General features: G+C 46.1%; 19 protein-coding genes, 1 tRNA gene and 2 riboswitches. Of the genes, 15 read left to right on the forward strand and 5 right to left on the reverse strand.

Annotated features, from left to right (window positions below; translation table 11 throughout):
* The first annotated feature begins 12 nt into the window (after positions 1-12).
* The gene (ssuE, locus tag ACN6MV_RS02370; protein WP_042123733.1) at positions 13-561 is read left to right on the forward strand and encodes an NADPH-dependent FMN reductase; all 549 of its coding nucleotides are present in this window, start codon (positions 13-15) and stop codon (positions 559-561) included.
* Positions 562-732: 171 nt separating this feature from the next.
* Here ssuE and ACN6MV_RS02375 read toward each other — a convergent pair whose 3' ends face one another.
* From ACN6MV_RS02375 to ACN6MV_RS02390, 4 genes are all read right to left on the reverse strand, one after another.
* Positions 733-1,764 carry a ribonucleotide-diphosphate reductase subunit beta gene (locus ACN6MV_RS02375; RefSeq protein ID WP_042123735.1) on the reverse strand — a complete coding sequence of 344 codons (1,032 nt, stop codon included), beginning with the start codon at positions 1,762-1,764 and terminating at the stop codon, positions 733-735.
* Between the two features lie 247 nt (positions 1,765-2,011).
* The gene (locus ACN6MV_RS02380; protein WP_042123737.1) at positions 2,012-4,345 is read right to left on the reverse strand and encodes a ribonucleoside-diphosphate reductase subunit alpha; all 2,334 of its coding nucleotides are present in this window, start codon (positions 4,343-4,345) and stop codon (positions 2,012-2,014) included.
* Positions 4,346-4,400: 55 nt separating this feature from the next.
* Positions 4,401-4,916 (reverse strand): anaerobic ribonucleoside-triphosphate reductase activating protein, encoded by a 516-nt coding sequence (gene nrdG, locus ACN6MV_RS02385; protein ID WP_042123739.1) that lies wholly within the window; start codon positions 4,914-4,916, stop codon positions 4,401-4,403.
* Positions 4,913-6,898, reverse strand: coding sequence for an anaerobic ribonucleoside triphosphate reductase (locus ACN6MV_RS02390; protein ID WP_341110246.1), 1,986 nt, complete (start codon positions 6,896-6,898; stop codon positions 4,913-4,915). The genes nrdG and ACN6MV_RS02390 overlap by 4 nt, the downstream gene beginning before the upstream one ends.
* Positions 6,899-7,114: 216 nt before the next feature.
* A riboswitch (cobalamin riboswitch) is annotated at positions 7,115-7,349 on the reverse strand.
* Positions 7,350-7,719: 370 nt separating this feature from the next.
* Between ACN6MV_RS02390 and ACN6MV_RS02395 the strand changes: the two genes are divergently transcribed.
* The 4 genes from ACN6MV_RS02395 to ACN6MV_RS02410 all read left to right on the forward strand — a co-directional run bounded on the left by ACN6MV_RS02395 (position 7,720) and on the right by ACN6MV_RS02410 (position 9,670).
* Positions 7,720-8,028 (forward strand): MTH1187 family thiamine-binding protein, encoded by a 309-nt coding sequence (locus tag ACN6MV_RS02395; protein WP_419885616.1) that lies wholly within the window; start codon positions 7,720-7,722, stop codon positions 8,026-8,028.
* Between the two features lie 96 nt (positions 8,029-8,124).
* Positions 8,125-8,196 (forward strand) — tRNA-Thr (locus ACN6MV_RS02400).
* A 280-nt stretch (positions 8,197-8,476) separates the two neighbouring features.
* A complete protein-coding gene (locus ACN6MV_RS02405; protein WP_339288985.1) occupies positions 8,477-9,010 on the forward strand; it encodes a hypothetical protein in 534 nt (177 codons plus the stop codon).
* 321 nt (positions 9,011-9,331) lie between these two features.
* Positions 9,332-9,670 carry a 2-oxoglutarate dehydrogenase E1 gene (locus ACN6MV_RS02410; RefSeq protein ID WP_419885617.1) on the forward strand — a complete coding sequence of 113 codons (339 nt, stop codon included), beginning with the start codon at positions 9,332-9,334 and terminating at the stop codon, positions 9,668-9,670.
* Positions 9,671-9,868: 198 nt separating this feature from the next.
* Here the strand turns inward: ACN6MV_RS02410 and ACN6MV_RS02415 are convergent, their stop codons facing one another.
* A complete protein-coding gene (locus ACN6MV_RS02415) occupies positions 9,869-10,261 on the reverse strand; it encodes a hypothetical protein (protein WP_042123749.1) in 393 nt (130 codons plus the stop codon).
* 491 nt (positions 10,262-10,752) lie between these two features.
* Positions 10,753-10,843, forward strand: a riboswitch (cyclic di-GMP riboswitch).
* A gap of 110 nt (positions 10,844-10,953) precedes the next feature.
* Between ACN6MV_RS02415 and ACN6MV_RS02420 the strand changes: the two genes are divergently transcribed.
* From ACN6MV_RS02420 to ACN6MV_RS02465, 10 genes are all read left to right on the forward strand, one after another.
* A complete protein-coding gene (locus ACN6MV_RS02420) occupies positions 10,954-13,260 on the forward strand; it encodes a choice-of-anchor A family protein (RefSeq protein ID WP_419885618.1) in 2,307 nt (768 codons plus the stop codon).
* Between the two features lie 170 nt (positions 13,261-13,430).
* A complete protein-coding gene (locus ACN6MV_RS02425) occupies positions 13,431-14,366 on the forward strand; it encodes an alpha/beta hydrolase (RefSeq protein ID WP_419885619.1) in 936 nt (311 codons plus the stop codon).
* Between the two features lie 730 nt (positions 14,367-15,096).
* Positions 15,097-15,486, forward strand: a complete 390-nt coding sequence (locus ACN6MV_RS02430; protein ID WP_076116678.1) for a NusG domain II-containing protein — start codon at positions 15,097-15,099, stop codon at positions 15,484-15,486.
* Positions 15,470-16,027, forward strand: a complete 558-nt coding sequence (locus ACN6MV_RS02435) for a Gx transporter family protein (protein WP_042123757.1) — start codon at positions 15,470-15,472, stop codon at positions 16,025-16,027. Before ACN6MV_RS02430 ends, ACN6MV_RS02435 begins: the two co-directional genes overlap by 17 nt.
* 29 nt (positions 16,028-16,056) lie before the next feature.
* Positions 16,057-16,911 carry an ATP-binding cassette domain-containing protein gene (locus tag ACN6MV_RS02440; protein WP_052414437.1) on the forward strand — a complete coding sequence of 285 codons (855 nt, stop codon included), beginning with the start codon at positions 16,057-16,059 and terminating at the stop codon, positions 16,909-16,911.
* On the forward strand, positions 16,902-17,807 hold the full coding sequence (locus ACN6MV_RS02445; RefSeq protein WP_341110257.1) for an ATP-binding cassette domain-containing protein: 906 nt from the start codon (positions 16,902-16,904) through the stop codon (positions 17,805-17,807). The genes ACN6MV_RS02440 and ACN6MV_RS02445 overlap by 10 nt, the downstream gene beginning before the upstream one ends.
* Positions 17,800-18,591, forward strand: a complete 792-nt coding sequence (locus ACN6MV_RS02450) for an energy-coupling factor transporter transmembrane component T family protein (RefSeq protein ID WP_419885620.1) — start codon at positions 17,800-17,802, stop codon at positions 18,589-18,591. Before ACN6MV_RS02445 ends, ACN6MV_RS02450 begins: the two co-directional genes overlap by 8 nt.
* Before the next feature lie 43 nt (positions 18,592-18,634).
* A complete protein-coding gene (locus ACN6MV_RS02455) occupies positions 18,635-20,560 on the forward strand; it encodes a peptidase U32 family protein (protein WP_042123762.1) in 1,926 nt (641 codons plus the stop codon).
* 99 nt (positions 20,561-20,659) lie between these two features.
* Positions 20,660-21,946, forward strand: a complete 1,287-nt coding sequence (locus tag ACN6MV_RS02460; protein WP_042123764.1) for an aspartate aminotransferase family protein — start codon at positions 20,660-20,662, stop codon at positions 21,944-21,946.
* A gap of 39 nt (positions 21,947-21,985) precedes the next feature.
* A complete protein-coding gene (locus ACN6MV_RS02465) occupies positions 21,986-22,870 on the forward strand; it encodes a UbiA-like polyprenyltransferase (RefSeq protein WP_042123767.1) in 885 nt (294 codons plus the stop codon).
* Positions 22,871-23,743 lie beyond the last annotated feature (873 nt).

The following is a 23,743-nucleotide window of genomic DNA, read 5'->3' on the forward strand; positions in this document are numbered from 1 at the left end:
AGAGGTGGAGAAGTGGCTAAAATTGTTGTGATTAACGGAACGCCTTCCCTGGTATCGCGCATAAATGCAGTTATAGAGTATGCGGAGGCAAGCTTAACCGATCAGGGCTTTGAGGTTGAGCGTATTAACGTAGCCGAGCTACCAGCGGAAGATTTGATTCATACCAAGTTTGAGAGCGATTCTATCGTCAAAGCGAATGGCCTTGTAGCCGAAGCGGACGCGGTAATCGTGGTTAGCCCGGTTTATAAAGCCTCCTATACAGGTGTGCTGAAGACCTTCTTGGATCTAGTTCCACAAAAGGGGTTGGCCGGCAAAATCGTACTCCCGCTCTTCATGGGCGGCAGTCTTGCACATCTTCTTACGATTGATTATGCGTTGAAGCCTGTGTTGTCTGTACTCGGCGCACGCTATATTCTCGGTGGTGTGTATGCTGTGGATTCTCAGGTGGTTCGTAATGATCATGGAGTGGTAGAGCTTGCTGAGGAGCTGAAGCTGCGTCTGAATGATGCGTTAGCTGAGCTGGCAGAAGAAACTACACATCGAGTAGAGCGTAAGGTATAGACTACGTAGCGGACATTCTGCTTCGGATGGATTCATATCAAATATATAAGCGTCTCATTCATACCTGATACAAGGGGTGAAGGGACGCTTTTTGCTATAGCAAAGAGGCCATCTCATTGTGAAAGTAGAGAATGGCCTCTTTTTTTATATAGGGTTCGTTATAATCCGGTCTTACAAATCGTCGAATCCGTTATCGTCGCCAACCTTACCGTAGTTACGGGATTTAGCTTCGAAGAAGTCGGTTTTGGTGGCATTAAGCGCATCATCGGAGAAAGGCTTGATCCAAGGCATGCAGTTTACGTCAACGCCTTGGTAAGCTTTTTCCATACCCATCAAGGTTAAGCGTTTGTTCGCTGTATATTTGATGTAGTCGCTAAGCTCGTTAAGATCAATACCGCGGACATTAGTGAGGGTATAGTAAGCCCAGTTGGTTTCGAGCTCTACCGCGCGGTCGATCGTACGGTACACGTAATCCATGTTCTCCTTAGTGTTCAACTCAGGGAAATCTACAAGCAGCTGCTTAAATACTTCTGCGAAGAAGTAGCAGTGCTGATTCTCGTCACGTTGGATATAAGAGATCATTTGGCTGGTTGCCATCATCTTCTGGTCACGGGCCAGATTGTAGAAGAAGGCGAAGGTGCTGTAGAAGAAAATTCCTTCTAGGATGAGATCCGCTACCAGCGCATGGAAAAAGGTTTGTTTTGATGGATTATCACGGAACTCTTGATAAATATCGGAGATAAACTGATTACGCTCCAATAGAACCGGATCTTTCTTCCAATATTCAAAAATCTCTTTCTGTTCACTATCCGACACAATAGAGGATAGAACATAGGAATAGGATTGGTTATGCACTACTTCCTGTTGTCCAATAATGGCAGAGATAGCTTCCAGTGAGGAGTCGGTAAAATAACGCTTCACGTCGCCGACGAACATCGTCTGCATCGAATCTAGCACGGCGAGCAGGGAGATATTAATCTTAAATACGCGTTGCTCTTCCGCATCCAGCATTGGGAATTGTTGCGCATCTTTGGACATTGGGATTTCATCCGCGATCCAGTGATTAAGCAGCAGTACCTTGTACAGCTTGTACATATGCGGCATGCGGATATCGTTCCAGTTCAGAATGCCTGAGCATTCACCGTCGATGATGCGTGTGGATTGGTTGGGTGCTTCAGTGTTAAAAATCTTTTGTAGTTGCATTTATTTTCCCTCCATTTTTTTGCGCGGGTAATCTTTCTTTGGTGTCTTGTTCATAGAAAGACGGTGATGGAGTAACGGAGAGGAAGTTTGGAGCTGTAGGAGCGTCAGCGACCGCCTTTGTCATCGGATGTCATCCGCTAATAGCGGTAAAGATCAAGACATCTGATGACAACAGCGGCCGGAAGCCCAAACATTCCTCGCAGTTACGAAATTCATCATCGTTTTTCTATTCAGGGCACTAAGATAATTAGCTAGCGCAAGAATCACACTCTTCTATTGTCAAAGCACGGCTACGCACATAATAAGTTGATTTCAATCCGCCCTTCCAGGCGTTCAGATGCAGCTCAAGGAACTCGGTAGCCTTGATGTCAGGACGAACATACAGGTTGAAGCTTTGACCTTGATCGACGTGACGCTGACGAGCAGAAGCCATGCGGATCGACCAGTTTTGGTCAATTGTGAAAGCTGTTTTATAATACCAGATTGTCTTGTCGGACAGATCCGGTGCTGGGTTAGCGATCTTGTAAGTTGTTTTCTCTTCATAGGAAAGCAGTTCATATAAAGGATCAATGCTGGCTGTGGAGCCGGCAATAATCGATGTGGAGCCGTTCGGTGCAATCGCGAACATCCATGCGTTACGAACACCGTCTTTAGCTACTTCTTCTTGCAGCTCGCGCCATTGTTCAGTGGTTACATATTTACCTTCTTGTTCACCGCTAACGTAGCCACGTGAAGTAAAGTATGCACCTGTCTCCCAATCGGAACCAGCGAACTTCGGATAACGGCCTTTTTCACGGGCAAGCTCCATGCTCGAACGTACCAACAGGTAGTTGATGTGCTCATACAAATGATTGTTATATTCTACGGCTTCATCGGATTCCCAACGAATGCCCTTAAGTGCCAATAGGTGATGCAAGCCGAATGTGCCGAGACCCACTGCGCGGTACTGGCTGTTCGTGTATTGTGCTTGCAGAACTTCAATATTATTAATGTCGATTACGTTGTCCAGCATACGTACTTGGATAGGTACAAGTCTTTCCAGCACACCAGCTGGAATCGCACGTGCCAAGTGAATCGAATTCAGGTTGCAGACTACGAAATCGCCAGGGATTTTAGAGATAACAATCCGGGTCTTGCCATCTTTGGTTACTAATTCTTCCTGTTCAATAACGGTAGCGGATTGGTTCTGCATAATTTCTGTGCACAGGTTGGAAGAGAAGACCATACCTTGGTGACGGTTCGGGTTCGTCCGGTTAACCGTATCACGGTAGAACATATATGGAGTACCTGTTTCAAGCTGTGATTTCATAATCCGTTTCATGATGTCAATCGCAGGAACTGTAATACGGGACAATTCCAGATTAGCTGTTGCTTCAGCATACTTTTCACGGAAAGTGCCTTTACCAAGCTCTTCATCGTAGAAGTCTTCCAGACCGAGTGGACGACCATTCTCATCCGTCCAGCCCATAACCTTCTTCACTTCATGTGGGCAGAAGAGGTTCCAGTGGCTGCGTGATTCTACAGCTTCCATGAACAAGTCCGGCAGGGTTACACCGTGGAACACGTCATGTGCACGCATACGCTCGTCACCATTGTTCAGCTTAAGATCAAGGAAAGCGAGAATATCTTTATGGAATACATCAAGGTAGACAGCGACAGCACCTTTACGTGTACCAAGCTGATCTACGCTGACTGCTGTATTGTTCAATTGGCGAATCCAAGGGATTACGCCGGAGCTAGTGTTTTTGTGACCACGGATATCCGAACCACGTGCCCGTACTTTACCAAGGTAGACGCCGATGCCGCCGCCCATTTTGCTAAGACGTGCTACGTCTGTATTGGAATCAAAGATGCCCTCAAGGGAATCGTCTACTGTATCGATGAAGCAGCTGGAGAGCTGTCCAGCGACCTTTTTACCGGCATTGGACATGGTAGGGGTAGCAGCTGTCATGTAGATGTTGCTCATGGCCCAGTAAGCTTCTTTTACAAGCTCAAGACGTTTCTCGGCTGGCTCACGGTGCATCAGGTACATTGCGATAATCATGTAACGTTCTTGCGGAAGCTCCATCACACGGCCGTCAAAATCATGCGCCAAATAACGGTCGGATAGCGTAAGCAGACCAATGTAATCGAACAGAAGGTCGCGCGTATAATCGATGCATCCACCTAGCTCAACGATTTGTTCTTTAGTGTAGTGAGTTAGAAGCTCTTCACGGTAAATTCCTTTTTTTACGAGATCCGTAATTAGCGGGTACAACTCACCGTAAGGCTCTTCTGGATAAGCTTTATAGCGGCGATGAACAGCTGCTTTTTTATAAAGAGTAGTCAGAAGGGCACGGGCAGCTGCAAACTTCCAAGTAGGCTCTTCCTTTGTTACAAGCTCTAGAGCACTCATAGTGAAGGCGTTGCTGATTTCTTCTCCGCTTACGGAGTCACGGCGTAATTTGGAAATTACTCCCCGCAGCAAAGTTTCTTTATTTAGTTGATCAAGACCTTCCAAGATACGGTCGGCGTAGACGGAAAGGCGCTTCTCATCAAAAGCCAGTTGGCGATTGTCTGGTTTTACTACGAATTGTGGCATGGTTATTTCATCCCTTCTTATTTTGGGTTAATTTTGAATATCAAAAATTGATATATTATAGCGCAGTAGGCTGCCACAGAAAGACCTCCGAGCCGTTCATACTGGCCGGAATGTCGATTATGCGTTGGTTAGAGCTTCCTCGGTAAGGAAGTGTAGTATCTTTCAGTTCTTCTATAAATCGTCCATCTATTAACACCTGACACTGCGTAAGTAGATTCCACTCCGGCGAACCGGGAAGGGCGATTAGTTCCTCATACGTATAACCACTGTAAATCCAGATATTAAAGCCTGGGAGCACGGCGCGAAGCTCATGAATGAATCCCAGAACCTCCTCAGCCGAGAAAAAAGGATCACCACCGGCCAGTGTTAAACCATCAAGCAGTGGATTAGCGGCAATTTCTGCAATGATTTCGTGTTGACGTTCCAGGGTGAAGACTTCACCGTATTTAAAATTCCACGTCTCGGGATTAAAACATCCCGGGCAACGATGGCGGCAGCCGCTGAGGAAGAGGACGGCCCGCATGCCCTCTCCCTCGTTAATCGACTCCGGGTAGTAACCGCAAATATTCATAGATGCTTAACGCGGTCTCTTACTTCAGCTTGCTTGGCGGCATTAAAGCGGGTCTGGTAGTCGCCGGTTAAATAACCTGTAACTCTACGCAAACGGCGGATATGAACGTCCTTCTCATGCACGCCGCAGGAAGGACAGTTTGTCCCGATTACACCTTCGTATCCGCAGCCGGAGCAGCGGTCAATCGGGTGGTTAATGCTGAAATAGCTGACCTGCTGTTCTAGTGCGTATTTAATGATTTTGATAAAAGCGGACGGATTACTGCGGGCATTGCCATTTAATTCGACATAAGAAATAGCCCCGGCATTGCAGTATTCATGGAAAGGAGCTTCCAAGCTGATCTTCTGAGCAGCACCTAGATCGTAGTATACAGGGATGTGGAAAGAGTTCGTATAATACTCACGGTCAGTTACACCCGGAATAGAACCCAGTACCTTGCGATCAATCTTGGTGAATTTGCCGGACAAGCCTTCGGCTGGTGTTGCGAACAAAGTGATGTTGAGATTCAGTTCCTCACTTTTAAGGTCGCAATACTCCCGCATATGACGAACGATAGCCACAGCCTTGGCATGGACTTCCATATCCTCGCCGTGGTGCTTGCCATACATGGCTTTCATGCATTCCGCCATACCGATGAAGCCAAGCGAAAGACTGCCATGCTTCAGCAGTTCGCCTACAGAGTCTTCAGGAGCGAGATTTTCGCCGCCTTCCCAGACGCCTTCTCGCATCATGAAATCGGACGCTTTAGCTTTTTGCGCGGCTTGGATGTTGAAACGATGAAGAAGTCCTTCCAGCGCAATATCCATATAATGATTTAGATCTTCATAGAAGCCAGCTTCGTCTGCGACGGTACGTCGGCCCGTTACTGTGCCGTGTGCCAGACCGAGTCGAACCAGATTCAGTGTATTAAAGGAAAGGTTGCCCTTTCCGGAGCAATGATTACGCCCAAAACGGTCACCGAGCACGCGGGTGCGGCAGCCCATTGTAGCAAATTCCGTATCAGGATCACTTGGATCATAATACTGCAAGTTGAGCGGAGCGTCCAGATTAGCGAAGTTCGGATATAGTCTGCGTGCAGAACATTCCGCTGCTTTTAGGAACAATTCATAGTTCGGATCACCTTGCTGTTGATTGACGCCTTGCTTGCATTTGAAGATTTGAATCGGGAACACAGGTGTCTCTCCGCTTCCAAGTCCGTTCATCGTTGCTGTTAGCAGGGAGCTGATCACAAGCTGACCTTCTGGTGAAGTACAAGTCCCGTAGTTAATGCTGGTAAACGGAATTTGCCCACCGGATCGGCTGGACATGGTATTCAGATTATGTACCATACTTTCAGCCGCTTGCAGGGTTTCAATTTCGGTTTCCTTTAGTGCAAAACGGAACGCTTTTGGATATAACTCCGCCAGATCGGTCCGGCTCATCGTAATCTCGCCCAAAGATTCATCAGCTTGTCCTTCTTCAAAATAATCCAGACCCTTGCGGAATAGCTTAGCGAAGGATTTGGTTACATAAGGGGCTAGATCATAGTCGAGCTTATTAGCGGATACACCGCCATATTGAGCATTTTGCTGGGATTGAAAAATGATTGCTACCAGTGACATAGCCGTCATTATGGAGTTTGGAGGACGAACACTGCCGTTGCCGGTGTTGAAGCCTTCGCGGAGAAGTTTATCAAACGGGATAAAAATACAGTTCGTCGTTCCGATCGCGTATTGATCCAGATCATGCACATAGACGACATTGTCATCAATGGCCTGCACTAGCTGCGGTGGCATCGTAAAGTTGCGGGCATACCATTTTGAATATTCACTGCCGAACTTGCTCATTTTACCGGAGAAACTCTCTCCGTTCAAATTGGCATTCTCGCGCAGTAAGTCCAAATCCCGACTGTCGATAATATCGCGCCCTAAATCAATGAGCTCTTCTAAAAGAACTTCTCGTGCATTTGTTGTACCGTTAAATTGTCTCTCCAACAACGTCATTGTATAGCTCTCCTCTCAGTCTATCGTCCTATCATTAAGAAGCCCGACCGCATAAGCGGCCGTATATTCATTCTGATCTCATAAAAAAAGCATCCCCTAGCGAGGATGGCAGAAAATGCCCGATGCGTTATGTAAATATCCACACGGATATTTGCGGTGGTCTCTCAGAAGATGACCGCATGCGGACACCGTTCCTGTTCCTCGCAGGCACTCATAGTTGGTGTCGTCGAAACAGGCAGGTCTCCTGGCTTCCGCAGGATCTCTCAGCGCCTTCCCAAGGGGTTCGTAACCCTCAGTGGCTTCTGCTGGGAGATCTGTCCGTCTTAAGCTTCTAAAAGCTTGTGAAGGACATCCGGTTACAGTGGCGGGACCGCAGCGGAATCTCACCGCACTTCCCTATTAAGCTCTAATTCAAATAAAGGATCAAAGCGCCTGTCTCCACTATATTTTGTTGTGATTAGATAAAAATAACCCAAGATGTTGTGTTTGTAAACAGTTTTTTAGAAAACCCAAGCGGGGAGCGGCTTCTTTAAAAGTACTCCACAAATGATCCACAGGCTGTCCATAAGTAATCCACAATTGATCCACAGGCAGATGGAAAATGATTCATAAATTGTCCGAAAAGATGCCACAAATAGTCCATAAATGTAGTGCAGACGACCCTAGAATTCATGTAAGAGAAAGTACTCGTGGAGAAAGCTGTATTTCGGAGTACTTGGCGGGAAAGAAGGGGCATAATAATGCGGGCATCATTTGTGGGAGAGCGGTGGAGTTGTTACAATAGATGGAGACACACTTTAAAATTCGAAGGAGGTATTCCCATGCCTATTGCTGAAGTAACCGTTATTCCGATTGGAACAGGCAGTACCAGCCTTAGCAGTTATGTTGCGGATATGCAGCGAGTGCTGCAGACGGTAGAAGGAATTACTTATGAGCTTACATCGATGGGTACAATCATTGAAGGACCTCTCTTACGCATATTTGCAGCGGTGGAAGCATTGCATGAGTCTCCTTTTGCCGCAGGTGCAGAACGTGTCTCAACCTCGCTTAAAATAGACGACCGCCGCGATAAGCCCTCCACTAGCCGTGGAAAGCTGGAGTCTGTGGAGCGTAAGCTACAGATGGAGTAGCTGCAGTCTAGGAGAGTAGAAAACAGGGGGAAATAGTCTTGCGTTTCTAGCTGAAAGTTGTATAATGTTTTTTGTTTGACAGAAAATTAGCTATAAGCTGGTGTAGCTCAGGGGTAGAGCAACGCACTCGTAATGCGTAGGCCGGGGGTTCAATTCCCTTCACCAGCATATTTTCCACTATATCAACGTTGTCAGCGTTAAATGTTGTTTTCCGGATGTTAATTCGCCGGTGCGTACCTGCTGATATACGACTAAATATGAAGCCTCCTACGGAAAACTGTGGGAGGCTTTGTTATGCACATTTAATCACTCTACCTAATCATAATCACGGAAGCACTACGCTGACACCAGCGGGCGGTCGTACGTACGGAGTCTCTTAATATATCTTTCATAACGTAGAATTATTGGGTATAATTGGAATAACGCTATCCTCAGGAGGTTCATACGTATGAAGAAGAAAATAGTAGGGATTGCAGCTGCAGCGCTGTTGCTCGGAGGATCAATAGGATTTGCAGCAAGCTCGTCAATAATTGGTGCTAAAGTTACTGGACTGTATACGATAAAGCAAGACGGAAAGAAGATTGCGGACGCAGCTATTATAAACGGATCAGCTTACGTACCCGTGCGCACGATATCCGAAGCGACTGGAACGGACCTGACAGTAGAAGGGAAGACAATAATACTGGAGAGTAAAGTAACGGAGAAGCCCGCGGCAATATCTGAGACTGACACAACGGCTGCAGATCGGACAGGAACACCAAAGGCAATCATTGAGGCGGCTAAACTCCGGGAAAGATTAGCAGTGGCAGAATCCAGCGTGCAATTTCTCAAAGAAGCGATCCAACAAGCGGAAGCTACTGCGGCCGATCTAACAAGCACAGCGGACCAAGAAGCTCGCAGAAGCTATATCGCCGATTTGAATAAACGCCTTGTGTACACGGAAACAGAAATTGCGCAGATCAAGGAGCAGCTTGGTGAATAAAGCACTGGTGCATGTTGAACCAAAGCCTCTATATGTTGGATCTGAGATGCACCTACCATAAGCATGATACTATGGCCATCTCTCGGGTGGTCTTTTTGTTATGTACATTTTTCCTTTTAATAGGTTTAATTAATCATATAGTTAAAGGGGATATTACTATGAACTCATTAAGCGCGAACCAGTTAACCGCGGTATTCCGGGAATTCGGAGACCACGCTTTTCTGTATCTTCCGAGGGGATGGATATGATGCGGTGTTTAACGATACGACAGCCTTGGGCAACGTTGATTGCTCTTGGTGAAAAACAGTTCGAAACTCGATCATGGAGAACAGCCTACCGCGGGGGTTGGGTATTCATGCCGGAATGAGGATAGATAAGAAGATATGTGAACAGGAACCATTCAGGTCGATATTGGGGAAGCATGGTTATACAGCAATAAATTTACCAACAGGGGTTATCATTGCGTTAGGTCAACTCACGGGGTGTTATGAGGTTACACCGGAGGTGGACCTAAGGGAATGGATAAAGGGAAATGAATATGATTTTGGTGACTATAGTGAAGGGTGTTTTGCTTGGAAGCTTGAAGATGTTCATCAGTTAAGTCATCCTGTACCGGCTAAGGGCAGATTAAGCTTATGGGAGCATCCAGATCTAGCCTAAACCAAAAATTGATCTTTTTAATGTGATTTTCATGTGAGCATCATCTTATTTTCAGGTTCGGGGTATATATTGAAGACACCAAACACCCCCCAGTGTTTTGTGGTATAAATCTCTTAGGTCTTGCCAACTCCCATGGTAAGGCCTATTTTTTTGTTCGCTAATGGAAATGGGGGGAGGGGCGTAACTTCTTACGCGGCTTTACTTAATCTGATACTGCCCTTCATAGCTCTTAAAAGATGAAATATCCAGCCCGAGATATCTGCGCATATGAATAGCAGCTTGTGCAGCAACGATGTCGTTTAACAGCAGCATTCGTTCATGGTATCCGCGGCATATAAATTTGGCTTCTATCCCTGTGTTGAGCCTGTTCTGCTCATATACCTTGATTCCCCGTTTTCTCATTTCCGAACGAACATCTCTTAGATCTGCTGTAGCTACTGCCGCGGCGGTTCCAAGAACCTCCAGATAGGGGGCGGGCGTTCGTAAATGTGTAGATAAAATGGCGGAGTCCCGTTCGAAAGCTGATAAAATCATCGGAAGCAATAAATAAGATTTCACCAGCATGTTGTCTCTGCTTTCAGCTCTATGCATGAATCTCATCACCTCTAATGGGAACGTATATTCGTATTCTACCCCGATATCCCAAAAATAATCAATGGTATTTCTAAACAGCCAGTCCAATGTGATTAAATTCACAACGAAAATAGAAAGAATAAAATATATTAAAATTGTAATAATAAAAATTAATGATTTAAGCTTATGAAAAGGAGAATTAGGATGAGAGAGGAAGGAAGTCTCCGCCGTGGATTGGTATTTGGTTTGATTTTTAGTATTCCATTATGGATATCGATATTAGGCTATATACAGTTACTTTAAAATTGAATAAAAACTTTTGCGTGAAGCGCCTTTAGGTGCTTTTTTTGTGCTGGTTAATGTGTATGATTATTAAAAGGAATTGATTGACATTTGTGGGGGCGGAGCGCTAAACTATTATTAGTTCGAAAGTATTAAAAGTCATAGACGATTATTTAATAGGATGCTTAAACTGCCGGTTCTATTTTGCAAAGGGTATACATATATAATCATGATAATAGCAAACCGCCCGAAAGGGTGGGACGCAAAGTCCAGGAGTCTAAAGTGTCTTAAGGACACTATGACCGTCCGACTGCCATGAGAAGGGAATTCTACTTCTTTTTTGGCGGTCTTTTTTGTTGTTAGGTCTTTTAGAGTTTCTGGTAATTATTCTGATTAGATATAAATGATAGATTTAGGAGGTGTGCTTTTTGAAAAGAAGAATAAAACCGCTACTCTCACTAGTATTAGCGGGGGCTTTAATGGTAGGCAATGGACTTTCCGGAGGGCATTTGGTAAATGCAGCAGGGGAGGTACCTCCCTATACTCCTACACCTGTGTTAGGTATTGCAGGGAATTTTAATACTTTTATTTTTGGGGATTTCAAACAATCTAATGATCAGGTTCATGGGCGCCTTGCCGCCAAAGGTAACATTACATTGCAGAATTACGGCGTATCCAAGGATAATCCAGGTGGAGATGTTCTTATTGCTGGTAATGACATTACTTTTACTAATGGTACTATTCATGGAGCATCCGTTTATGGTGGTGTTTTTTCCAGCAACGGTGTAGATCTTAAAGAACCAGCGAGAAAAGGAACGCCTATTGATTTTGATGCTGAAGAGCAATTTCTTATCGGACGTTCTAATGAATTCTCTTCACTTACTACAGTTGGAACTTTCAAAAAGGAATATGGGAAAATAACAATTGATGCTCCGGAATCATTTAACGTTCTTAATCTAAGTGCTGCCGATTTCGCTAATGCTAATGGCTTACAGTTTAATATTGCAAATAACGCCACAGTTATCGTTAACGTTAGCGGAAGTTCAGTTGAAATTCCAAGTTTTCAAATATGGGGAGGCAGCCCTAACAAGGTATTATTTAATTTTTATGAAGCTAGCACTGTAAACATAGGAAGTTTAACGATAGAAGGAACTATCCTAGCTCCGCATGCGAAAGTAACTTATAATTCTGGTGAACTGCATGGGACACTGATTGCAAAGGGATTTGCTGGTGGGGTACAGATGCATTGGTATCCATATGGAGGGGAGGAACCACCTCCGACACCAACGCCGACCGTGACACCAACACCAACGCCGACTGTGACGCCAACACCAACACCGACCGTGACGCCAACACCGACGCCGACCGTGACACCGACGCCGACCGTGACACCGACGCCGACTGTGACGCCAACACCGACGCCGACCGTGACACCAACACCAACGCCGACTGTGACGCCAACACCGACGCCGACTGTGACGCCAACACCGACGCCGACTGCGACGCCAACACCGACGCCGACTGTGACACCAACACCGACGCCGACTGTGACACCAACACCGACGCCGACCGTGACACCAACACCGATGCCGACCGTGACACCAACACCAACACCGTCGCCAACACCAACGCCGACCGTGACACCAACGCCGACCGTGACACCAACACCGACGCCGTGCGTGACACCAACGCCGACCGTGACGCCAACACCGACCGTGACACCAACGCCAAAACCAACACCAACGCCGAAGCCAACACCAACGCCGAAGCCAACACCAACGCCGAAGCCAACACCAACGCCGAAGCCAACACCAACGCCGAAACCAACACCAACGCCGAAACCAACACCAACGCCGAAGCCAACACCAACGCCGAAACCAACGCACACACCAAAACCAACACACACACCAACGCCGACTGTGACGCCAACACCAACGCCGACTGTGACGCCGACACCAACGCCGACTGTGACGCCGACACCAACGCCGGACGTGACGCCAACACCGACGCCGACTGTGACGCCAACACCAACGCCGGCCGTGACACCAACGCCGACGCCGGACGTGACGCCAACACCAACGCCGGACGTGACGCCAACACCAACGCCGACTGTGACGCCAACACCAACGCCGGACGTGACGCCGACACCAACGCCGGACGTGACACCAACGCCGACTCCGTCGTCTGAGGCAACACCAACGCCGACTCCGTCGTCTGAAGCAACACCAACGCCGACTCCGTCGTCTGAGGCAACACCAACACCGACTCCGTCGTCTGAAGCAACACCAACGCCGACTCCGTCGTCTGAAGCAACACCAACGCCGACTCCGTCGTCTGAGGTAACACCAACACCGACTCCGTCACCGGTGGCTCCGGTATTCCCAACACCAACGCCATCCTCCGTAATTGGCATTATCGTCGTTAATGATGACCCTGTGCCACTTGGACCTGTAGCTTCATCGACGCCAGTACCAGTACCAACACCAACACCGTCGGGTAGTACAGAGGTACTTGTTGATGATGACGAGATTCCATTAGGATCAGTAACGGAGGTAACGCCAACACCGTCACCAGAGGATATCGCCGTGGTGGATGATACAATCCCGCTAGGTAATCCACCTGTGGATGAACTTCCGAAAACGGGAGAATCAAGTCCAGTCCCTTATTATGTAGCTGGTCTAGGTTTTGCACTTATTGGATTGCTAATGAGAAATAGATTCTCCAACAAGAAATAATAAACGGTAATTATAACGAGAACACAAGGTATGCCAGAACAGAAAAGAGCCGCTTTCGGTACTTATTCCGATAGCGGCTTTATTTTGTAATGATTGATATATTTTGGAGCAATCTAAGCAGATGCTATACTGATTTACAACGGATATGAGGAAAGGACGGGGAAGATGAATTGGTATGGTTCTTCATTAGTGCGATCATCGTCATAGGGGCTCTGATCTTTGCGGGCTTTTTCTTTTATGGTATTGCTATTAAACGAGCGCCGAAGGAATTTCTGAGTAATAATCGTGACTTGAAGGTTGATCCCCCGGTTGCCGGGGCTTCTTGGGGGGAGGGGAAGGATTGGATCTCCAGTCAGAGCTTTGAGAATATGGAGATTACATCTGAGGACGGGCTACAACTAAGAGGGTACTTGCTCCTTTCAGATCGTGCTGAAGGTCGTACGGCGATTATAGCTCACGGTTATTCTGGAAAAGGGAAGGATATGGGGGCGTACGCCAAAATCTATTACGAGAGACTGGGCTTTAATATCCTGATTCCCGATGCCAGGGGACATGGGGAAAGCGCTGGGAATTATATTGGTTTTGGATGGCATGAGCGCAAGGATTATTTGCAGTGGATTGAATATATAATAGAAAAGACTGGGCCCAGTGCTCAAGTTGTGCTTCATGGGGTCTCTATGGGTGGTGCTACCGTGCTAATGACCTCAGGTGAAAATCTCCCACCGCAGGTCAAAGCTATTGTCTCGGACTGCGCTTACAGCTCAGTTAAAGCACAATTAGCCTACCAGTTGCGGCGTATGTATCACTTGCCAAGCTTCCCTTTTATCCAAAGTGCGAGTCTGATTACTCGTTTGAAGGCAGGGTATGGCTTTAGTGAGGCATCTGCCTTGAAGCAAGTGCGGAAAGCGAAGGTGCCGATTCTTTTTATTCATGGAGATGCGGATAATTTTGTACCGTATAGTATGATGAATGAATTGTATGAAGCATGTCAGAGTCCCAAAGAGAAGTTCGTAGTGCCGCAAGCGGGGCATGGGTTAGCTTATGATATGGATAAGACGGGGTATATAAACGTAGTAACAGCTTTTGTGAATCGTTATGTAAATTAGATGCCCTGAACGTAGACAGCGCCCGATATCCGCTAAGTAGCGGTTATCGGGCGCCTATATTTTTCCACACATGGCATGTGTCCTTGTGTAAGGTTCGTACAGCCATGCTTTTTCGTTATATTCATCCCCCGCCGTTCGTGAGTAACGGGTGTCTTAATTCCTTGTTATTTCCAGCAGCCGTGTGGCGAGAATAATCCTTCCAATACGACAAAAGCCCTACCTCTCTTTTGCCCTTGCGGCTCCATTGACCGCGCCAGTGTGAATCGGAATGCTATATTTCGAATTTAGTCTCATAAAAAGGAAAGTTTCTGCAAGAAAACATAAAGCCTCTGTGTCCAAAATGCCGATGTGTAAAAGAGTCGGCCTGACATCTTCTTGATGGGGATATTCAATATATCGAAAAACAAATACGATATAAATATAACACAGTATTGTTTAAAAGGCAAATATAATAATCAATTCCAAGATAAGGGTAGTTTGATTTAGGAGGGGAACAAGTAGAGCAAGATAGAGCGATTGATTCGAATATAACTTATGCCGGATTATTTGCGGATTAATTCGGAAAAGCTAGTAAGCCAGAGGGAATGGGACTACGGGGGCTATTTTGCGTGCCTATTTTGTGAACTGCTCTCTAAAACTTACATTAAACCCCAACATTGATTGAAGGATTGAGGGTAGACCGTTATAATTAATAAGTCTGGATTTTAATTAAAAAATAAGGGAGATTTTTATGAAACGCGCAGATGTGTGGTTGATTTCCATCGTGTTAATTGCTGCGCTCGCTTTTCTCGTACCGAGATGGTTTTCGGACAATGATGATAAAGGTGGGGCCGGTAAAAATCTCGTAGCCAATGTGACAGTGGACGGCGAGTTATTTAAAACGGTAAAGCTTACAAAAGAAGAACAAACCATTGAGGTCCGTACCGACCGTGGTTATAACATCTTGAAGGTGCATGATTACGGGATTGAAATGTATGATGCTGACTGCCCGGATCAAGTGTGCCTAGGTTTCGGTTTTATTACCCTGCCCAAACAGACGATTGTCTGTCTACCGCATAGAGTATTAGTGGAAATCACGAGTGCGTCGGGGGAGGATGATATAGATGCCTATGTCCAGTAGTGAATCTGCAACAGCTTTAAAAAGAACGGTAATTATTGCGATTTTCGCCGCAGTGGCGGTAGTACTTAGTCTAATAGAGGCACAGATTCCGTTGTCAGGAATGGGACTGGTACCGGGTGCTAAGCTAGGATTAGCCAACATCATGATTTTGACTTGTATTTACTTTTTACGTGGACGGGACGCATTCCTGCTTGTCATCCTCAAAACACTGCTCACTGCATTTCTGCTAGGTACTTTTTCAAGCTTACTGTTCAGTTTATTCGGTTCGCTTTTTAGCTTTGTTGTAATGTTCGTATTAATGCTGATTAGTGGCAAAGGTAAGAGTATAAGTTTGATCGGAATTAGTATAGCTGGTGGGATTGCACATAATATCGGTCAGCTGCTGGCAGCTTCAATGGTATTCTCATCCCTTAGTATTTTTTATTATCTTCCCATGCTGCTGATCACTGGAGTAGTAACAGGAATTGCCGTGGGCTATGCAGTCCGTTATTTGGTGGCTTCATTGTCAAAAATATCGTTGTTTGAAGAGTTTTTGGACTGATTAGTCACATCAGCGGAAGGATGACTAACATGAATGAATCATTTGAAGGTCAAGAATTAGAGGGAGAAGGACAAGCTATCATCTCTCTGGATGGGGTATCGTTTGGTTACGATCCTGAGCATCCGATTCTTCAAAATATAACGTTATCTATTTCACAGGGACAATGGGTTAGCTTGGTTGGTCCTAATGGCTGCGGGAAGTCAACGCTAGTTAAGCTACTAAATGCATTGCTGCCTAAGAGTGCTGGCGAAATTGTGGTTAGTGGTATGCAGCTAAGTGAGGAAACGATTGGCAGCATTCGGCAATGCATCGGTATGGTGTTCCAAAATCCAGATAATCAGTTTATTGGAGCCACTGTAGAGGAAGATATCTTATTCGGCCTGGAAGGGCTTTGTTTGTCGTACACAGAGATGGCTGAACGGCTGCACTCATATACGACGAGGCTGGGAATAAATCATCTGTTGTCCAAACACCCGAGTGAGCTGTCTGGAGGTCAGAAGCAGCGTGTCGCTATCGCCTCCATTCTGGCTATGGAACCAGGCATCGTCATTTTTGACGAGGCCTCTTCTATGTTGGATGAGGGTAGCAGAAATGATCTTCTTGGCATTTTGCAGGATATGAGAGCGGAAGGAAAGTATACGATCCTTATGATTACGCATGATGCAGATGAGATTCTGGCATCGGATCGGGTGCTTGCATTGCATGGAGGTGGTCTGGCTGCTGATGTTACACCGGCGGAGCTATTCCGGAACGAGGAGCTTCTGCAAAAATGCCATCTGTGTGAGCCGTACCCTTGGCGTCTTGCACGTGAACTGCAGAATCAGGGCATTCATGTGGATGTTCCCGCCAGTGAAAAGGAGCTTATAGACACGTTATGGCCATAGAATTACAGCAAGTAAGTTACTCCTATGCTGACCGAAGCCTATGGAAGCTGACGGCGCTCCGCGACATTAACCTCAGTGTTCCACTAGGCTCTATGGTTGGTATTGCTGGGGCGACAGGCTCTGGTAAATCGACGCTGCTGCAGTTGTTTAACGGGATACTGAAACCAACGGAGGGTACGGTAAAAGTACTCGATGTAACCATTCAGGCGGGTGAGAAATCACCTAAGCTAATGCCGCTGCGCCGTAGAGTCGGTTTAGTATTTCAATTTCCAGAGCAGCAAATGTTTGAAGATACGGTCGAAAAGGACCTCATCTTCGGACCTCTTAACTTCGGCATGAGCCTTGAAGAGGCCAAGGCACGTGCCAGACAGGCGATGTTGGATATGGGCCTGGATCTGGCACTGCTAGAGCGGAATCCTTTTAAATTGAGTGGTGGACAAATGCGTAAGGCAGCTATTGCATCCGTGCTAGCTATGGACCCTGAGGTCATCGTTTTGGATGAACCTACGGCTACGCTTGATCCCATCAGCCGTGCAGAGCTAATCCGCTTGCTGGAGCGATTATGCCGTGAGCAGGGGAGAACGATCATCGTCGTCACGCATCGGATGGATGAGTTATTGCCTTACGCGGATAACTGGCTTGTCCTTAAAGAGGGCAGCACGGCGTTTCAAGGCAGCGTAAAGGCGCTGGCGGATGACCCTTCGATTCTGGAACAGTGTGGCTTGACGGTTCCGCAGTCCCTTCGTTACTGGCGTGCAGTCGCTGATCGCTTTGGTCTTACGGATGAAGCTCCTCGCTTAACGGCAGAGAGCTTAGCAGAGCTGATCGCTTCGCTGCCATCTGGATCAGGCAACTCTAGTGAGCAGCACGAAGGAAAGAGGGACGGCCATGAATGAGAAGCTAATCATAGGACGCAGTATTGAGACCGGTTCATGGGTGCACAAGCTGGATGCTCGTGCCAAAATCACCGGAATGCTATTATACGTAGCTGTTATTCTGCTCTCCCGTTCGTGGATGGCCATGGCACTGTTGGCTATTTTCTCAATAGCCGTTATGGCTTCCACTCGGATTCCGCTTAAATACTTCCTGAAAGCAGCTAAGCCTTTACGTTATTTAATGCTATTTATCTTTATCGTACAGCTGCTGTCTGTGAAGACAGGGGAAGCGGCGCTGACGCTTGGTTCGTGGTCTATCTATGAGGGAGGGCTAAGATTAGGCGCATTTTCGGTCATCCGCATGTTTTTTCTGATCACCTTCACGGCGCTACTTACATTCACCACAACGCCGGGTAAGCTGAATCAAGGACTAGAGGGGATTTTGGCTCCTTTCAAAAAGCTAGGCTTGAAGCCCGACCGTATCACGCTGATGATCAGCATTTCACTCCGGTTCATTCCTACGATTCTAGATGAGTCGCAGATTATCATGAAAGCGCAGGCCTCACGGGGTGCTGATCTGAAAGAGTTGCCTTTGAAGGAAAAGGGAAAGATGCTAGTCTCCCTGCTGGTTCCGATTATCGCCAGTGCGTTTAGGCGTGCACAGGATCTGGTGTATTCCATGGAAGCCCGTGGCTTTCGTATGGATGCTCCGCGCAGCCAGTATCACCGCCTAAGGTGGGGAATATTTGATACTATTTTTATTACTATGTTTGTTGTCATGGGGATTGTAGTAGCTTTGGTTTAAAATACAACATGTTTGAAGAGTATCAACTTGGGAGGGAACTTGAATGGCACGTTATTTTAACGGTAGAGAGATTGAATTATTAGCACCCGCAGGGACGTTTGAGATTTTCAAGGAAGTAATCCAGTCACGGTGTGATGCAGTTTATTTTGGTGGACCAGTACTGAATATGAGAATGATGCGTAAAGGATATAATCTGTCTCATGAGGAGATCGTAGAGGCACTAGATATCGCACACCGTCTAGATAAAAAAGTGTATATCACAGTGAATAACCTGTTTAGTGAAGAAGATGTGGAAGAGGCTAGAGAATATCTGCGTTTCCTTGACGGTGCCCGTCCGGATGCCTTGATTGTTCAGGATATGGCGGTGTTGGAGCTTATCCGTGAGATGGAGCTTAATCTTCCTATTCACTCTTCGGTCATGATGAATGTTCATAATCTGGAGATGATCTATGCGCTGCGTGATCTTGGGGTAAGCCGTGTGGTTACTTCGCGGGAAATGGATCTGCAAACGGCTAAGCTGCTTGGTCAGCGGAGTGGGATGGAACTGGAGTATTTTATTCACGGGGATATGTGCTCGGTTCACGGTGCGAATTGTTACTTCAGCTCCCATGTATTCGGTATGAGCAGTAACCGTGGGAAATGTATGAAGCCTTGCCGCTGGGATTATCGGGTTAAAAAAGACGGGTATGTATATCCGGCTGAATACCCGCTGGCTGTAAAAGATATGTTCATGTATGAGCATCTTCCGGAATTGATTGAATCCGGTATTACCTCCTTCAAAATAGAAGGCCGTATGCGGGATAAGGAATTTATGGTGATGCTGGCGAATAGCTACGGCGAAGCCATTGACCGCTATATCGATGATCCGATAGGTTTTGATCGCACGGTCGATACGAAAGAGCTCTATAACAACCGTAAACGTGACTTTTCCACAGCTTATGCTTTTGGTAAACCAGGATTAGCTAACATTAACCGTCGTTATGAAGGTACGGGCAAATTCTATAGCACTGGAAAAGTATTTAGTACACCAACTGCAGAGCGTGATCTGTCAGAGAAACGTGTTGAGCAGTTGCGGGAGAGATTGGCTGAGGTCGAGCAGCCGCAGAAGACAAAAGCTAAGTTAGCTGTACGTGTGAATAATATGGAACAGGCACGGATGGTCTTAGAGCTTGGTGTGGATAACCTGTACTTGCCGGGGGACGTTTTTGAACCGGATAGACCTTTTACAAAGCGCGACATCAAGGAACTTGGTGATCTGAAGGGCGATAGCAAAATCTACTTGGGTTTGCCACGTATGATGACCGAGCTGCATTTTGACCAATATGATCAATTGCTGGGCGGAGAACGCTTGCCGATTGACGGTCTTATCGTTACAAATTTGGGAGCCATTCGTCGTTACAACTCCACAGGATATCCGCTAATTGGGGATAGTAATTTAAATGTATACAATCATCTTTCAGCGCAATTATATGCTAAATTAGGTTTGACTCAGCTTTCAGTTTCACCGGAAATGACGTTAGAGCATTTTGCTACCTTTGCCTCTCGTTGTGAAACACCTTTGGAGGTTGTTGTTCATGGCACACCTGCACTAATGTATATGGAGCATGATCTTTATGAGAATACGGAGTTAATGGAGCCTGTTGCTGAAGAGGATAATCAGTATGTGCACAATAATGTCTTGGTTCTAAAGACAGACAAAGGTGAGAATCCGGTATATCGTGATCAGCACGGCCGTTGCCATCTTTTATTCGCAAAAGAACTTTGTTATTTACCTTTATTGAATGAGATGAGTGGACTAGGGATATCAAGCTTCCGTATTGAAGGAGCAACCTATAGCGTCGAACAGCTACGTGAAATTATTGTTTCTTATCAACAGGCTTTGAACGGATCTGATATGAAGGATGATATGCTGGGTGGCCTTAAGCCGGTCTATGCTGGTTATACATTGGGCTCACTACAGTTCAATTAAGTGTATTTTTATGGGAACTAGCTATCGCCGCATGATAGGGTGGTGCACAGGACTCTATGAATAAGTTACTATTTTCACAAAAAGGAGAGAGAAGCCTTCATGGAACAACAAGACTATATCGGAAGAGAAGCGGTAGCATCCAAACGCAAGCAATATTTCTATCCTTGTACACAGCATTTTTACCGTGATGCTCCTCAGCTTGTTCGTGGTTCAATGCAGTTTGTTTATGATGAGAAGGGTAAGTCTTATACCGATTTCTTTGCGGGAGTATCCGTAGTTGCTTGTGGACACTGTAATCCTGCTATAACGGAACGTACAATTGAACAACTGCAGCAGCTGCAGCATACGACAACGATCTATCTGACTCAACCGAGTGTAGATTTGGCAGAACGTTTGGAAGAGGTTATGCCGGGTGGGCTGCGTCGGACCTTCTTTGTTAACAGTGGCTCTGAGGCTAATGAGGGGGCTCTGCTGCTCGCTCGGATGTATACAGGACGTAAAGGGTTTATTGCGCTGGAGAGTGGCCTGCATGGCCGTACCAATCTAACTATGAGTGTGACCGGTCTGCCTATGTGGCGTACCGATAAATACTTGGATCATGACGTTGAGTTTATTCCTCGCCCTTATCATCCGGATTTATCGCTGGAGGAAGCGGCATCGTTATCCCTGGAATCACTAGAGCGGGTGCTTGAAGAGAAGGGGAATACGATTGCTGCCATGATCGTAGAGCCAATCCAAGGCAACGGCGGAATGATAATGCCAACCCGAACCTACTTCCGTGATGTAAAAGCATTGTTAGAGAGATACGGTGTACTCCTAATCGCTGATGAAATCCAAACTGGCTTTGGACGTACTGGCAAAATGTTTGCTATGGAGCATTTTGATGTTGTACCCGATATTATAAGTATGGCCAAAGCACTCGGTAACGGAATTCCAGTTGCAGCCTTCGCTACCACCGATGAGATTGCCCTTGCCCTGAACCGCCCTTCCGCTTCCACGTTTGGGGGGAATCCGGTATCAGCTGCAACAGCCTTGGCTGTGCTTGATTATATTCGAGAGGAACGGCTTCCTGAACGCTCGGTACAGCTAGGAGAACGATTGAAGGCAGGTCTGGAGGCTCTACAAGTCCTTTATCCTTCGTTGATTGTTGATGTACGGGGAACTGGCCTTATGTTGGGGGCAGAGCTAGCTGGTGCAGATGCTGAGGGTGCAGCGGCGCTTACAGATCAAGTGCTGGAGGCGATGAAGGACCGAGGTTATCTAATCGGCAAAAATGGTATAGGACGCAATGTGCTAGCCTTCCAACCACCGATGATTATTACGGAAGAGGATATTGACGGGATGCTTAACGTCCTGAATGAAGTCCTTGCAGACCATAATGATTAATGGACTTAAACACAGTAGTGAAGAAAGAGGAATGCACGAATGGCGATTCTAAACATATGTAAAACTGCAGGTCTAAAACTTAAAATGTTCAGCGAACTGGTAATGTTCTCTCATACGCTTTTTTCGCTACCATTTGCTATTATATCGATGGTATGGGCCGCAGGGGGCTGGCCATCAGGACATGTGATGATCTGGGGACTGATTGCATTAATAGGCGCCCGTAATGGCGCCAATGCATTCAATCGGCTGGCGGACCGTACGTTCGATGAACAGAATCCCCGTACCGCACATCGACATCTGCCTCAACGCTTACTGGCGGAAAAAGAAGTTGTTGTCTTTGTTATTGTTAACTATGCCATTTTCATTGTGGCTTCAGGCATGCTTAATTTGCTCTGCTTGATCTTATCGCCGGTGGCGATCGTATTGATATCAACCTATTCTTACACGAAGCGGTTTACCTTTCTCAGTCATTTATATTTAGGTTTTGTTATTGCTTCTGCACCGATTGGTGCATGGTTTGCTGTAACCGGAAATATCGCATTTACACCGTTTGTTATCGGAACAGTGGTTATGTTATGGATTGCCGGCTTTGATATTATTTACGGCACGCAGGATATCGAATTTGATCGGCGGCATGGACTATGGTCGATTCCTAGCTTCTTCGGACTGGAGAATGCCCTGCGTATTGCAAAAGGTCTACATTTCATCATGATTATGCTGCTATTGTTCCTATATCTATGGCGTGATCTCGGCTGGATGTATCTGGTGGGGATTGGCATTGCGACGCTGCTGCTGATGACCGAGCATAAGATTATTAAACCATCGAATCGTAAGCTAATGAAGGTGGCTTCTTATAATCTGAATCAGGTGATCAGCATGATGATATTATTGTGTACGCTGATTGATTTTTTTTATGTTAGCTAGGGAGCTGGCGTTGGTGAGTCTTCCGGTTAGGAAGCTACACTGTGTGGAATATTGGATTTTCGTGCGAGCGCTAAGCTTCTACAGTTCCGAAATTCCACGCAGTGAAGTCCTAACCATTGGCGCATTGCCTCCAAGCTAACAACAAAAGACAAAAGCCTACCCAACAGGGGGAGGCAAAGGGAATCGGAAAGCTGGCTTATGCTGGCTTTTCTTTTTTTTGTTTTTGTGGGTACTAGATCAATGCAAGGAGGTGAACTTAATCAAGGCAGAAGTTTAGGGAAAACCTCCCTGATTTTTCTCGGTTTATCGCTGTTAGGGGCTTATTTAGGGAATTTCTCCCTAAAATTTAGCTGATTAGTCCATAAACCATGCTAAATTAAGTTTATTAGGGAGTAATTCCCTAATAACGAGCATTTCAAGCGATTATTATCTAATTATAGGGAGGTTTTCCCTAATTAGTCCCTGAGAGACTAATCTCCAAGAACTGCTAAACACGCTCATGTCCCGATGCGCTGCGTTCGGGCTTGTTTTGTTAATATCAGAGCGACCATCCAGAGGTAAAGCACACTCACGTTTAGCTATGCTCCGTTCGGGCTTGTTTAGTGATACAACGTAGTGGGAATATTAGTAGTGAAAAAAGGTACAATCTTATATGGATAAAAATGGGTTAATGTGAAATGATAAAGATAGTTAGGGAATGGAGGGATCTGACTGAATAATAAGATTACTTTCTCAATTGCCGTAGGACTGTGTGTGGTTGGTTTAGGTACGAGTTTGATTTCAGGAGCTAAGCTAATAGAGCTTGTTCCGGGGTATGCTGCAGTATTTTCTTCAGTAATGCTTCTTAAGCAAAGAAATAATAGTCTGAAGTAA

This window comes from Paenibacillus sp. B-A-8, assembly GCF_048572915.1.
Classification (GTDB): Bacteria; Bacillota; Bacilli; order Paenibacillales; family Paenibacillaceae; genus Paenibacillus_AQ.